This is a genomic window from Candidatus Deferrimicrobiaceae bacterium (assembly GCA_036504035.1).
Classification (GTDB): Bacteria; Desulfobacterota; Deferrimicrobia; order Deferrimicrobiales; family Deferrimicrobiaceae; genus JANXPS01.
Genome location: DASXVV010000013.1, coordinates 73,545 through 86,530, shown reverse-complemented (window position 1 = coordinate 86,530; position 12,986 = coordinate 73,545). Strand labels below are relative to the sequence as shown.

The window sequence follows — 12,986 nt, the reverse complement described above, 5'->3', positions numbered from 1 at the left end:
GCATATCGCAAATTCACAGGTCTAATATGGATACACTTTTTATTGATATGTAATCCAATTATTATTACGAAAATCATCTGAAATGTTTTCACTGGTATTCTTGGAGAACTTCATAACCTAATCATGCGAAGACATGACCAAACGTGTAAAACAATTGTATTTTTAGCATCGCTATTAACATTCACTTCCGCAATATGTTTCGCTTTCGACCAAGCAATTACCCCCTCCTACGGCGTCGTCTCCCGCAATATCCCCGCAACTAGCAGAATCGTTATTATGCCTGTTGGGGGTGTATTTTCTACTGGGGCAGAAGTGAGAGTGTTTAATAACGAAGGCAAGCCGGTGGCAAGCGGCATTGTGAAGAGTGTTTATAGCGATTCCGCCTACATAGAATATACCCCCACAACCCAAGCGGCATCTATCAGGGCGGGGTTCGTAGTCTCGGATGGATTTGACACGGAGGGAATATCGAAGGCTGGGGACAAGGGCTTCGCACTGTTGCAGCATGAGGAAATGGTTAGACGTGTGGATGAAGCCAGAGTCAGAGCCGAGGCCGAAGCTCGCGACAAAGAACGAGAAGCAATACAAAAGGAGAAAGAGGCGGAATACGATAAGCAAATGGAAATAAAGAACAGGGTATCAGACACAGAAAAATCAGCACGGGGAAGACGGTATGGCTTTCCAAGTCGGGTCCACAACACAAGCAAATCTTTCTACTAAAAAGGAGCAAAGATGGATGATTTCTTGAGAGAACTATTCAACGTGTCACCCTATCGCCATGTAGATTGGTTGGGATATCTCATGGCAATAGGATTCATCTTTATCGTCAGGGAATTGTGGCACAAGCACAAGAAGGAGGAGGTTGAGCGTGCAGACTTCCATAAACAAATATGTGGAGATGTTAGCTACACAGAAATGCTTGGCAGACCGCTCCATCCAGACGTACAAGAGGCTGTTGAGCAGGCTGCTCGGTACAGTCGAGAAGACCCAGGCGCTGTCGGTTTTGGATTCCATGTTGTCGAGCGCCGAGGCGGAAGGCGGAAATAAGGAGATGAATCTATAACCAATAAACAACGATCTGTGATGGTCCACTTCCCGCAAACGAAAATGGCGTGCTTGCTGCTAAGAAAAATGGCCCGAGAACGGGGATGCTTGTGGAACTTATCTGAAAATCAGTCGTCGTCCAACGAGTTTTAAGATGACGTCCTAATCTCGATTCCGGGCGGGAAAACTATTTTCTCATCGGATAATTGCGGCGGTTTTCGTGACATAATATCTCCATCTGCTGTGACAGAAAAAACCTCTTCATGGACCCGCGCATATTTTTCAACACCTTGGAAAACAATGACCACTTGCCTTGTCATGTCACGTGGCAAGATTTACCTAAACCGTTTGCCGGGTGTTCGAGTCACCCCGGGGGCACCATCATCTTCCCTTGTTCGGTCAGGAACCTCTCGACATCCTTCCGCCGGAATCGCCACTGGTTTCCGCTCTTGTACCCCTTGAGCAGCCCTTTCCGGGCCATGTCGTTGACGGCGTCCGGGCTCAGGTCGAGGAGGATGGCGAGGTCATGCGTCTTGAGAATGTTTGGCAATTCGGGAAGGGGTTGATTCGCAGTCATTGTGGCGCCACCTTTCGAATCCCGGATAGACACAAAATAACATTCTGTTATATTTCTGTAAATCAGGAAATGCATCATTGAGATTATTCATCTACAGCGCGATCGCGATCCCGCTGCTGCTGGCAGACATGCTGGTGGTCTGGGCGGCCCCTGGGCTGGTGACCCGGTTTTATTCCTGCCAGGAGCTATTTTCAGTGGGTGGAGGGGTGGTCGTCTATCTCGGATTCCACGTCTTCATCCGGAAGCCGGAAAGGCTCTACCTGTGGGGACACGAGCTGACCCACCTCGTGATCGCGAAACTGTTCCTGCGGACCGTCCACGGCTTCCACATCACCTCCCGGGACGGGGGGCGCGTCGTGATCGACGGGACGAATGTCTGGATCGACCTGGCGCCGTACCTGTTCCCGTTCTACGGCCTGCTGCTCATGCTCGCATGCACCCTGTTAAGGCCGGCTCCCCCCTGGGGGACGACCGCTTATCTCGTTGGGGGCGGGTTCCTGCTGGGCATGCACTTGTTATTTTCGCTGGAAGGATTCCGACAGGGGCAACCCGATCTTTTACGGAGCGGAAGACTATTCTCGTTCGCGCTTTTCCTGCTTTTCCTGGCCGCCTGGATCCCGCTCGTCTTTGCGCCCGGCACCCCGGGAGGGTGGGGACGTATCGAAAGCATCTATCTCGCCTGGGGGAAAGCGGCGCTGGAAACAGGGAACGATTTATTTCTTTCCTTTCGCGCCTTTCGTTTTTAGGCCGGCGGTCTCCGCATCGAAGTTCTTGATAAGATCCCTCATCTTGTCCGCCACGTAAACCCTGTAGACCTTTCCTGATCCCTCGACCAACACGGCCGTGGGCGTCTTCTCGACGCCATACGGATCGGAGGCGATGAACAGGTCGTTCCGGATATCGTCAAGCCCCACGGGGAACTTCATCCCGTTGTCCTTGAGGAACGACTTGACCGCATTCGTGAAGCGCTTCCCGTCGAGGTTGACCCCGATGACATCGAGCGATTTCCGGCTTCGAGTCGCGATGGCGCTGGTGGCCGGCGTCAATTCCTTGCACAGCGGGCAGAAGACGGACCAGAAGACCAGGAGGGTCGGCTTGCCCGATCCCGGCCTGAAGGTGACGTTCCGGCCGTTGACATCCTTGAGCGTGAATCCGGGAGCAGCCTCTCCGATGGTGACGATCGAGCGGAGAGGGGAGGGCACATCCTTTTCGGCCCGGGCCGGAAGCACCGCCGCCGTGCTGATCCCCACGCAGACCGCGAGCAGGATCGCGGTCGCCCAACGGTTGACCTCGAAACGAAACATGGCCTATTTTCCGAGCCGGATGGCCTGGATGATCTCGGCGATCTTGTCCTGGGTCGCCCAGTAGTAATTGGGCTCGGCAAAGCGGACGACGCCTTTCTTGTCGAGAATGATGCTGGTAGGAAGGGCGTTGATGCAGAAGGTTCGCCACGCGTCAAGGTTCTCGTCGACCAGAACGGTGAAATCGATCTTGCCTTCCTTGAGGGACCGCTTGATCCGCTCCTTGTGCGCCCGGGAGATGTTCTGGCTTTCCTGGTTGATGCCGACGACGACGATGTCGGGGCTCGTCTTGGAAATTCCCTGGAGATAGGTGAGTTCGTCCATGCACCTGGGGCACCAGGAGGCCCAGAAGGCGAGCATCACGATCTTCCCGCGAAAGCTGTGAAGGGAGACGCTTTCCCCCTCGAGGGTGGGAAGGGTTACGTTCGGAAGCTCCTCTCCGACCTTCACGCACAGGGCGCTGGAGGAGGTGGGAACGATGGCAAGCAGGAATAGCGCAAACGCGAGAAGGGCAACGGAAGGGCGAGTTTTCATGGGAAGGATCAGACTCCTTTCGATTGGGGAACGGGGTGACACCTAAAACAGATGCTACGGAAATCGGGGGACGGAATAAAGTCATTTTTCTGGAGCGCCGAATCTGGGAGGAACCGGTGATCATGGATCGAGACTTCCCCGGCCGCATTCCGGACCGGTGGATGACAAACCTGGCAGCGGCGTGACGCGACCTCGGGATGGTCGTGGTACCTGGCCAGCGTCACGATGGTCCCGTCGTGGCACGAAACGCAGTATTCCTCCGGGGTCATCTTTTGCGGCCCGGTACCGGTCGTTTCCTTTCGCGCCTCCCTGAAATTCTTGCACAGGTCGCAGGTCTCTCCCTCGACGATCAGCATCTGCGTCTGCCAGAACAGGAATTGCCGGTGCCGGTCCTCGTAGCTCCCGTCTCCCTTGAAGGAGAGGTCGTCCTGCCCCGGCTTCGGCGTCAGGCCGAAAAAATGCCGGGTGAGGTCGGCCCCGGGTACGAATCCGGCGGGAAAGCGGAATTCGCCCGTGCTGTCGTGACCGGCGGTGTGGCACGCCTCGCAGATCATGTCCCGCCGGTCCGGGGGCAGCCTCCGCGGATTCACGATGTCGCTTTTGGCGGTCGATGCCGCGTGCTTCCTGCCGGGTCCGTGGCACGCTTCGCACCCGATCCCTTCCTCCGCGAACGCAGCCTGCGTCGGGTCCATCCCTGTAGTGTGACAGCCCGAACAAAGCCTGATCCAGTCCAGTTCGCGCCAATAAGACAGATTCCATTTTTTGGCCCGGATCAGCCAGATCGGGGTACGCACCACCATGGAGTCGCCCCGCCGGCTGATGAAGCGCTGGACGTTGCGACTTCCCAACACGTAGGCGATCTCCGAGGGAGGGAAGGGGGGAGTGGCGCCGAAAACCGCGACGAGTGCGCCCGGGTCTTTGCGCGGGCTCCGCAGCATTCGGGCATGGGCCGTTTTGCCCCACTGCGCATATTCGGAAGGATGGCACTTTTCGCAGCTTTTCGATCCGGCATAGGTTGCGGGATCGGTCGGCTTGATCTCTCCGCGCCGGGTTGCGATCGAACGTCCCGCATGGCAGCGTTCGCACAGCTCTCCCCTGGGCGTCGCCATCCGCAGGAAGTGAGTTCGGAACCGGCCGGGAAGCATCGGAAAAAGCGTGTCGCGGACTTTCTCCCACGTCGTCCGCCCGGTGAACATCCGGTTTGAAAACGGGGCGGAGTGGGGAGCGTGGCATGTCACGCAGGTCATCGTGCCGTCGGCGTCGAGCGGCAGCTTGTTCCCGGTCATCCGTCCCGGAGCCACGTCGACCGGATGGGTCACTTTGAGCATGTGGCATTGTTCGCAAAGCGAATAGATGTCTCGGCGGAAATTCATCACTTGGTACGGCCGGCCCTTCTCGGGCTTCGATTCGAGGTGGCATCCGGAACATCGGGCCGGGTCTTTCATGAAGGCGTGCGGGTTGCTGTACGCGGCATACTGCCTCCATAGGGCCAGCCCTCCATAGACCGATCCGTAGACCAGGATAAGGATGCCGATCGAGATGGTTTTGAACCGATTGCTCAAGATTCGGCGCCTAGGTCGAACCGTTGAGCCTCTTCGCGGGCGAGGAGCACCTTCCGTGCGACATCCCGGACCAGCTCGGCTTCTTCAGCGGGAAGATTGTGAGCCAGAATCGAAAGTTCCATCTCCTTGACGGCGCGCTCGGCATCAACGGTTGCGTGCCGCAACGCACGCATCCGTTCCCGGTTCGCTTGCAGCGCAGCCCGATAATTTTCCCCCATGTCGAAGAGGAGGTCTCCGTTCCTGAACCGGAAATCGGTGTGCAATATTCCGGATTCAAGTTCCTTGAACAGTTTGTTGAACTTGAAGATCGGCCCCCCCAGCCGGTGCGATTCCCGGAGCGCCAGGAAGACCGTCGTCCCGATCGTCACCAGGAAGGAAAGCCCTCCGCTGACAAGGACGGCCGGAAGCAGGATCTGCCACGTGTTCCGGAGCCGCTGGTGGATGCTGTAAAAGCTTTGTCCAAGTTGCTCGTCGGCCAGGTAATAGAGCAACCCGCAGAGCAGGACAATGCCGCCGGCCCAGACAGACCCGATCTTCAGGAGGAACGGGATCTGGGTCCGGATATCGATCAGGTATCGGCGCTTCGGCTGACCCTTCATTGGTTGGGGCTCCGTTTCGGATTCGTCTCGGACACCAGTATTTAATCGGCACAAAGCACGGGAAAAATTCAGCGATAAAAATCGATTGTGTATTTTTTTATGGCGGGGTCGGTCCTGCGCCGATCATCGAACGGGAGCGGGGGTTGTCCACAGCCCCAACTTTCGCTCCAATTGTGATTTGACATAATATACATTATCAGACGTTGTTTATGCACATCTGGCCAAAAGCTGTGGACAATATAGCGCGCATCAACCCCCCTGCGGCGTTTCAGCCCGGATCAATCTTTCGACGATTATGGTTTTAGATGGATTTCGTGCAGGGAGAAAAATCAGTTTAAATCTGCCACATGCGCTCTTCGAAGTCGGCTCCCGGCAGATCGGCCGTGAAGGTTCCGTACATCGGCCACCGCTCGCCGATATTTCCTTGCGCATGGATCGACACAAAGAACTCGATCCGGTCTTCGCCTTCGCAATCGAGCGCCGCAAAAGGGATTCCGGCCTCGAGAACCCTCCCGAAACCGAATTTCAGGTCACCGCGCGCATTCAATTCGGACTCCAGGGCAATATCGCTTTCATCGCGATTCTTGAGAATTTCGACCCGTCCGACGACGGACTTCGACCCGGGATCCACCTCGATGACGATTTTCCGGTTTTTGCCCGGAAAAACATACTCTACAGAAAAATGATCGTCCCGTTCGACCATGGATGCATGCAAGTCAACCCGCAGAAACAGGTCTGACCTGCTGAAACCGTAGAAAAGGACGGAAAGCAACCCAAACCCCGCGCGATGCATAGCGCCGAACTCGGGCATCGGAATATAACGCGTGGCGCCGTTCCAGTCGAAATATGAACCCGCAAAGCCCGTGATCCGCGGGCTGATGTAAGATCTGGGGCTGGCCAAAAAATTCTTTACGGACGGAATTTTCGATTCCTTTAGGATGGGGATATCTATGTTTTCCGGTGGTTTAATACCAATTAGATAATACATAGCCTTAATATGATGCCGGAAGATGGCGTCGAATTCCTGGCCGTGCGGCGTATAATGGTCGTCCCCATACCACCAGCACCAATCCGATCCCTCGGCCACCAGAAGATGCTCGAACGCCTCGACCATCGCAGGCGCCTGGTCCTGAGGATTCCCCCCGTCGGACTTGGCCTGCCATGCAGTCCTGGCGCGCGACAGCATGTCCCACGCTGCCCGGTCTTCGTCGTGCCCGATCCAGATATAAAAGGTCCCGTCTATCCAAGAACCGGTCGGAATCGATGGAAGTTTTCTCAACTCGCCATGGCTTGTCAGCGCCTCAGTGAATGTTGTGCATTCGAATTGGTCAGACATGTCATTGAGTTTACTCATTAATGTTTCTAAAAATAAACGACCGGAGTCGTAATAATATTCCCAAGCGTTTTCGCCATCAAGGATGACGGGGACCACGCATTCGGAAATATCTGATGTAACGGATGACAATTTCGACTTTATCATCTCCAATTTATGAATGAAATTGTTTGCGGCATCTACGGCATTCCATCGGGAGTACTCAAAACCGATCAGATCGGAAAGGTGGTGATCGCGGAAGAAAAAAGCCATGCTGCCTGAGGGCGTTTCGGCTTGATAGGGCCGGTAGAGCCAATCGGGTTCCGAGGGGACGCCATCCGCATCGCGGACGATCGACCTGCCGAGCGAACGGGATAACAGCATCTCATCGGTCGCCGCCCATTTGAAACCGGTTTTTACAGCGAGATCGACCATCGCCGGGCTTATCGAGCCTTCGGAAGGCCAGAGACCGTCCGGAATGCGACCGAACGAATCCTTGAAGAACGCCCTCCCCTTTTCGAGCTGAATTCTCGCATCGATCGGATAGGAAAAGGGTTGGGTTGGCAGCGGGGCATTGGGGACCGCATCGCGCGCGGATCGATTGTCGATAAGCAGCGGGAGAATCGGATGGTACATTGGAGTCGTCGACAGCTCTCCCCCGCACTCTTCGGCGTATTTTCGATACTCGGGAATCAGCGTCGCCATGACATCCAGTTGCCGATCGAGAACGTAGTTCTTTTCCTTTTCGGTGTAATCTCTCCCTTTCTGCCAAAGGCGGGACAGCTCTGCGTCTTCTTCCCGATGAAGGGGGTGGAACCAGGTCAGGTTGAACAGCGTGACGAGGTCGATGAAATCGGATGCGCCGAAACCGCCCACCGCACCGTTCTTCCCGGTTGCGGATAGCGCGTCTTCCCGGCGGGTGTAGAGTTCTTCGTATCGCGGCTGGGGAAAGATCATCGTCGGAGGAAACGCCGAGAAAAAATTGCGGAGGATAAACGCTTCTTCGTCGCCAGACAGGTCGAGCGCGTCTTTTCGGGAAACGGTCAGAAAAGTATCCACTGCCCCGTTTTCGACATAGTCACGGATCTGGAGCAGCAGGGACGGCACCAGGTTGAACGTGTGCCGGACCTTCGGGAACCTGCTGAATATCCGCGGCAGCGCGACGTAATCCTTGATGGCGTGAAGCCGGACCCAGGGCAGGATATAGTTCCCGGACTCAGGATCCTTATAGGACGGTTGGTGCATGTGCCAGAGAAAACAGACCTTTAATCTCATCCGGCAACTCGTCTAATGGTTGAGCCCTTACTGGAGCCGCGCCAGTTTGATTTCGGCGAATTCCTTCGTGCCGGAATCGGGATTCGATGCGACGATTTCCCGGTAGATGGTGATGGCATCGGCCCCCCGCCCAAGCATCGACAGCGTGCGCGCCTCGCCAAGCTTTGCCTGAAACCTGAGAGCACCTGGAGCGACGGAGGCAGCATCCCGATAGGCAGCGGAGGCGCCGGCGATATCGCCCTTGGCTTCAAGCGCCTGAGCGAGCCCCTGCCGTGGGAGAAAGCGCATGATACCGCGGGCTTTTCCAAGGTCGAGAACCGACTTGAACTGGGCGACGCTGACGTCGTAGTTTTTCCGGGTGAAGGCAATGCTGCCGAGATAATAGTGGGCATACACGGAGGCGTCCGACTTGGGATGAAGGTTGACGTAAGCGGTCAGGAGCTGTTCGATTTCGGCCAGCTTGCCGTCTTCGGCCTTGCCCGGCGTCTGCAGGATCTCGCGCGCGCGGTTGAGATGCGGCCAGAGATCCTTGGTGGCCTTGGCCTCCTGCCAGGCGAAGTAGGCACGTCCTCCAGAGATCGCGGCGACCAGGACGATAACCACGCCGATCGCCGAAATCACTTGCGTCTGGTTCGCCCGCAGCCAGAATACGGCCTTGTTGAACGCGGTGATGAATTCGTCGGGGCCCCTGAGGTCTTTTCTGGACAGCCTGCTGTTGTCGGTCATTATCGCTCCATTCAATTCGAATCGTGTTTGGCGGCTCGGGCCAACAGGTCGAGCGCATTTTTCTGCATGCGGACCGCATCGCGCTCGGACAGGCCTGCCCCGCGGACGATCCGGAGTGCGGTTTCCCACGGCGTAAAGTCTCCGGGTGCGTGGGAATCGGTATTGTACACCAGGGGGGCCCCCATTTTCATCGCCAAACGCGCGACGTGCCCGTTGGCGAGCGCGTGTCCTTTTCGCGCCGTGATCTCGAGGAGAACCCCCTTTTTCCCGGCAAGCCGGACCTCGGGCTCGGTGATCAGGCCCGGATGCGCCAGGATGTCGACACCGGCCTTGATCGCCGCAAGGTTGGTCCCCGGCGGAACCGGCTCGACGATCGTCTCGCCGTGGACGATGACGACGCGGGCTCCCTTTCGTCGGGCGAGAAGGGTCAGGGGGGCGATCTGCTCGGGCGGGACATGGGTAATTTCGACGCCGGGATAGACCTCGGCGCGCACCTTTCCCCGGATCTGCGCGCAGAAATCGCACATCCTCTCGAGCAGGAACTCGATATTCGACGGATCGGCATGGTCGGTGATCGCCAAATGCGTATATCCGGCGGCAAGAGCCCGCGAAACGACCTCGGACGGGATCAACACGCCATCGCTGAACGTGGAATGCATATGCAGATCGATCATTTTTTCCCCTCCCGCTCGAGATATTGCTGCACGACGACGGAGAGCGATTCCCGGATCTCCTCGGAGGAAAGCTGCTTCATCTCCTGGACCTTGAGCGCGCATCCGAGTTTTTCGATCCGGTTCTGGAACAGGCGCAAGGTGTTTTCCCCGAGACCGAAATTCGTGAAGGTCTTGCCCATCACCGCCATGACGACGCGGGCCTTGGCCCCCCGTGTGTAGTCGGAAACGGCCATGAGGCCCTCGAGCGAGCTGCTCACTTCGTCCTTGAGGAAGGCGACGATGCCGATCGGGTTGGGCGCCAGGGAATACCAGAGCGGCGAAGTCGCCCGGAGGTACGGGAACACGTAAAGGAATATCGCGCTTTCCTCGCTGAGGCGGATCTTCCCGAACATGCCGATCGGATCGCCTTCCTTGCGCCGAAGGGAGAAAAACACATTGTCGATTTCGAATTCCTGGTATTTCCCCAAGGCCATGACGACCGATTCAAGCATCTGGGGATCGGGGAGAAACAGGACGATGCGCCCGTTGGCCCCACCGGAGAAAGACCCTTTCTCTTCGAGCCGGTTGCGGAGGCGCGCCATGTCTTCGGGGGGAAGGAACTCGCTCTTGCTGGCCTTGGCCTGGAAATTACCGATCTTGAGTACGCCCCGCGCCTTCAGATTGAGCAGCGTCTCGTAGACGGCGAGATCGGGAAGGTTGCAGTTGTTGACGATATCCTCGACGCGGTTGCAGAATTCGGCCAACAGCAGGATTTCCCGGACCGCGCCCCCGGCGGAAGCTATCTCGCGAGCCTCCTTGGAGACGACGACGGTGTCTCCGGGCTTCGGGCGGTCGAGCTTCTGGAGCTCGTCGTACTGCCGCATCCCCTCGAGGACCGCATGCTGGCTGGGCGTGAATATGGTCCGACGGATACCGATGTTTCCCGGGATGAACCGGAACTTGCCTACCCGCAACGGGACCAGGCGGAACAGCGCTTTCTCGCCGACGATATTCTGGGTGGAAGCCGAGACGATCTCGCCCTTCTCGATGTAGATCGAACCGGAGGTGGGGTCTCCTTCCACCTGGATGACCCCGCTCTTCCCGTTCATCGAAAGCATCTGCCATAGATCGGGCAGGTATATCTGGGCAAGATTCCCGCTGATCTCGGAATCGCCTGTCAGCGCCTCGGACAGCGGGTCCTGGAACAGCGATCGCTGCAACCTCAGCAGCACCTCGTCTTCGTGATACGGCTTACGGATGAATTCGTCTATCCCCGGCCGGAAGCCGGAGACGCTCTTTTCCATGTCGCTGAAAAAGAAGATGGGCATCCCCTTCGTGTTGGGGTTGCTGCGCAGGATCTGGACCAGGCGGTCGGCCCCGAGGATGGTGATGGACAGGTCGAGCATCAGGATGTCGGGATGGTGCAACAACGTATCGGCCAGCGCCTTGCTGCCGTCCGCCGACTCGAAGACTTCGAGACCCTTCTCGCGCATGAAATGCGCCAGCGACTGCCTGGTCGCATCGACGGGATCGGCAATCAACACACGCTTGGATGCCTGCGGGCCGGTCATCTCTAGAAATTCCCCTGCAACAGATACATGTCCTGGACCTTTTCCATCATGGCCTCGACCAGCCACTCGTCGGCGGTGTTGAAACCGCAAACCTCGTCTTTCCGATTCGATGCAAACAAGCCATACGCCCCGTTTTCCTTGAGATAGAACAGGAACTCCCGGTCGCGCAGGTGGTCGTCATCGGTGGTGACATAAAGAAGATTGCGGGCATCGAACCGGGTGGACCCCGACTGGCCGACGAGGTAGATATTGCGTCCCGAAGGCGCATCGGGGCCGAACGAAAGGAATATCTGCTTGTAGATCTCGGGCGTCGGACCGGCGGCGATCACGAGGCCGCGCTCGGCGGGGGCGGAAACGACATCCTGCGCGACCGCTTCGACCATCCGCAAGAAAGATTCCCTCGGCATGCAAAAATGGCTGCTTCGCCCAAGGTCCTTGCGGATCCGCGAGAAGTAGGGGACTTCCTCCCCCCTGCGAAGCTGATCGTAGTACTCGGGCTTTCCGACAAGAACGTCGAACGCGTCCCAGAAAGATTTGTCGCTGAGGTGAAGGCGATGGAGGGGGCTTTTCTGGAGGCGGCCGTATTTCTCATCGACGACCTGGAGAAGCTCCGGGAAATCCCGGCCTTCCTGGGGATAGGTGGCCGAGAGGAATAGCGTCTGGAGCCTGAATTCGGTCCCCAGGTACTGGATCCGGCTTTGTTCCCGAACGGCTTTCCGAAGACGTCGAACGGTCAGGACGGCCCCGAAGGCGTCGGTTTCCGGCAGCACGATGCAGAAGCGGTTGGGCTCGATGCGGGCGATCAGGTCGGAATCGCGCAACGCCTTTCGGATGGACTCGACGATGGCGCCCAGCGCCCCGACCAGAAGACTCTCGCGGGTCTTTTCCATCAGGAAGTGGAAATTGTCGATCACCAGGAAGATCACGGACAGCGGCCGTCTGAAGCGGCCGGCCTTGTACCGTTCCTTCTCCAGGTAATCCTCGAGGAATGCGGCGGAATAAGCGCGGGTTTCGGGATCGCGCAGGGAGATCTTTTCCATCCGGAAAAGCCGTTCGACCATCTTGAGCGCGGAGGCGGCGTAGTCGGAGATGATGCGGGCCACGTAGAGATCCCGATCCTCGAAAGGCTTCCGGTCGAGGCGCTCTCCGAGCTTGACGAGGCCGATCGGCTTTTCCTGGTGGATCAGCGGGACGTAAACGGACGACGCGTGGAGGAAAGGCTTCCCGCTCAAGACCGGGTCGGAAATGTCGGACTGCGACAGGAAAAAGCGCGACCCTTCCTTGTCGATATTGATGGCGCCGCGTACCGAGGCGATCATCATCTCGTCGGGATCGGCCGGGGAGACCATCCAGATGACGCAGCTTTCCGCCCCGAGCTCGTGGACGAACGTATCGGTGATCTGGGCCAGCACCTTGTCGTCGTCCTGCGACGTCATGATCTTGAGGCATTGTTGGTATAGCGAGGCCAGCGAATAGTACTCGAGGCTCTCCGAAAGCAGGCGATCGGTCAGCGCCGGGTTTTCCCCTTCGCCGGCCGGGTTGGTCCAGGCTACCCAGCGTGCCGCCTCGCGCAAGGGGGGTTCGCCGCGATAGAGAAAGATCATCGGCCCGTTCTTGGGATCGGTTCCGAGGGCATCGAGAATTTTTCTTTCGGCGCATTCGACGGGCGCGATCACGGCGCAATAACGGGAGATGTCGATTCCCTCGCCACGCCCCATCTGGCCCGTCGGGCGAAATTCGAATTCTATCGGCCGATCGTAGACCATCATCTGGAATTCGCGCGACGACTCGTCCTCTTCCTGGAGAACGAGGATTCTGGCGATATTGACCAT

The 12,986-nt window shown here is 57.5% G+C and carries 13 protein-coding genes; 3 read left to right on the top strand and 10 right to left on the bottom strand.

The window, feature by feature from the left end; all coding sequences use genetic code 11:
* Nucleotides 1–342 precede the first annotated feature (342 nt).
* Together VGK27_11485 and VGK27_11480 are read left to right on the top strand one after the other, a co-directional pair.
* The gene (locus VGK27_11485; GenBank protein ID HEY3490727.1) at nucleotides 343–720 is read left to right on the top strand and encodes a hypothetical protein; all 378 of its coding nucleotides are present in this window, start codon (nucleotides 343–345) and stop codon (nucleotides 718–720) included.
* Between the two features lie 12 nt (nucleotides 721–732).
* Entirely contained in the window at nucleotides 733–1,047 is a 315-nt protein-coding gene (locus VGK27_11480) for a hypothetical protein (GenBank protein HEY3490726.1), read from the top strand.
* A 361-nt stretch (nucleotides 1,048–1,408) separates the two neighbouring features.
* On the opposite strand, the gene VGK27_11475 is transcribed toward VGK27_11480, so the two are convergent.
* Entirely contained in the window at nucleotides 1,409–1,621 is a 213-nt protein-coding gene (locus VGK27_11475; GenBank protein HEY3490725.1) for a helix-turn-helix domain-containing protein, read from the bottom strand.
* A gap of 77 nt (nucleotides 1,622–1,698) precedes the next feature.
* On the opposite strand from VGK27_11475, the gene VGK27_11470 reads away from it, so the two are divergent.
* Entirely contained in the window at nucleotides 1,699–2,367 is a 669-nt protein-coding gene (locus tag VGK27_11470; protein HEY3490724.1) for a hypothetical protein, read from the top strand.
* Here the strand turns inward: VGK27_11470 and VGK27_11465 are convergent.
* The 9 genes from VGK27_11465 to VGK27_11425 all read right to left on the bottom strand — a co-directional run bounded on the left by VGK27_11465 (nucleotide 2,335) and on the right by VGK27_11425 (nucleotide 12,986).
* Nucleotides 2,335–2,925, bottom strand: coding sequence for a TlpA disulfide reductase family protein (locus VGK27_11465; protein ID HEY3490723.1), 591 nt, complete (start codon nucleotides 2,923–2,925; stop codon nucleotides 2,335–2,337). The two genes, VGK27_11470 and VGK27_11465, sit on opposite strands and share 33 nt — an antisense overlap.
* Before the next feature lie 3 nt (nucleotides 2,926–2,928).
* On the bottom strand, nucleotides 2,929–3,456 hold the full coding sequence (locus tag VGK27_11460; GenBank protein HEY3490722.1) for a TlpA disulfide reductase family protein: 528 nt from the start codon (nucleotides 3,454–3,456) through the stop codon (nucleotides 2,929–2,931).
* Nucleotides 3,457–3,464: 8 nt separating this feature from the next.
* Nucleotides 3,465–5,018 (bottom strand): multiheme c-type cytochrome, encoded by a 1,554-nt coding sequence (locus tag VGK27_11455; GenBank protein ID HEY3490721.1) that lies wholly within the window; start codon nucleotides 5,016–5,018, stop codon nucleotides 3,465–3,467.
* Nucleotides 5,015–5,617 (bottom strand): hypothetical protein, encoded by a 603-nt coding sequence (locus tag VGK27_11450; GenBank protein ID HEY3490720.1) that lies wholly within the window; start codon nucleotides 5,615–5,617, stop codon nucleotides 5,015–5,017. The genes VGK27_11455 and VGK27_11450 overlap by 4 nt, the downstream gene beginning before the upstream one ends.
* 334 nt (nucleotides 5,618–5,951) lie before the next feature.
* A complete protein-coding gene (locus tag VGK27_11445; protein ID HEY3490719.1) occupies nucleotides 5,952–8,204 on the bottom strand; it encodes a glycoside hydrolase family 57 protein in 2,253 nt (750 codons plus the stop codon).
* Between the two features lie 27 nt (nucleotides 8,205–8,231).
* Nucleotides 8,232–8,930: a tetratricopeptide repeat protein gene (locus VGK27_11440; GenBank protein HEY3490718.1), complete on the bottom strand. Its 699-nt coding sequence runs from the start codon at nucleotides 8,928–8,930 to the stop codon at nucleotides 8,232–8,234.
* 11 nt (nucleotides 8,931–8,941) lie between these two features.
* Nucleotides 8,942–9,604 (bottom strand): histidinol phosphate phosphatase domain-containing protein, encoded by a 663-nt coding sequence (locus VGK27_11435; GenBank protein HEY3490717.1) that lies wholly within the window; start codon nucleotides 9,602–9,604, stop codon nucleotides 8,942–8,944.
* Nucleotides 9,601–11,154 (bottom strand): DUF4388 domain-containing protein, encoded by a 1,554-nt coding sequence (locus VGK27_11430; GenBank protein HEY3490716.1) that lies wholly within the window; start codon nucleotides 11,152–11,154, stop codon nucleotides 9,601–9,603. The genes VGK27_11435 and VGK27_11430 overlap by 4 nt, the downstream gene beginning before the upstream one ends.
* Nucleotides 11,155–11,156: 2 nt before the next feature.
* Nucleotides 11,157–12,986, bottom strand: a complete 1,830-nt coding sequence (locus VGK27_11425) for a diguanylate cyclase (GenBank protein ID HEY3490715.1) — start codon at nucleotides 12,984–12,986, stop codon at nucleotides 11,157–11,159.

Excerpts from the sequence above, each read along its gene's own strand:
- VGK27_11480 (HEY3490726.1), top strand. The coding sequence starts at position 733 with ATGGATGATTTCTTGAGAGAACTATTCAACGTGTCACCCTATCGCCAT.
- VGK27_11450 (HEY3490720.1), bottom strand. The coding sequence starts at position 5,617 with ATGAAGGGTCAGCCGAAGCGCCGATACCTGATCGATATCCGGACCCAG.
- VGK27_11440 (HEY3490718.1), bottom strand. The coding sequence starts at position 8,930 with ATGACCGACAACAGCAGGCTGTCCAGAAAAGACCTCAGGGGCCCCGAC.
- VGK27_11435 (HEY3490717.1), bottom strand. The coding sequence starts at position 9,604 with ATGATCGATCTGCATATGCATTCCACGTTCAGCGATGGCGTGTTGATC.
- VGK27_11430 (HEY3490716.1), bottom strand. The coding sequence starts at position 11,154 with ATGACCGGCCCGCAGGCATCCAAGCGTGTGTTGATTGCCGATCCCGTC.
- VGK27_11425 (HEY3490715.1), bottom strand. The coding sequence starts at position 12,986 with ATGGTCAATATCGCCAGAATCCTCGTTCTCCAGGAAGAGGACGAGTCG.
- VGK27_11475 (HEY3490725.1), bottom strand. The coding sequence starts at position 1,621 with ATGACTGCGAATCAACCCCTTCCCGAATTGCCAAACATTCTCAAGACG.
- VGK27_11445 (HEY3490719.1), bottom strand. The coding sequence starts at position 8,204 with ATGAGATTAAAGGTCTGTTTTCTCTGGCACATGCACCAACCGTCCTAT.
- VGK27_11460 (HEY3490722.1), bottom strand. The coding sequence starts at position 3,456 with ATGAAAACTCGCCCTTCCGTTGCCCTTCTCGCGTTTGCGCTATTCCTG.
- VGK27_11465 (HEY3490723.1), bottom strand. The coding sequence starts at position 2,925 with ATGTTTCGTTTCGAGGTCAACCGTTGGGCGACCGCGATCCTGCTCGCG.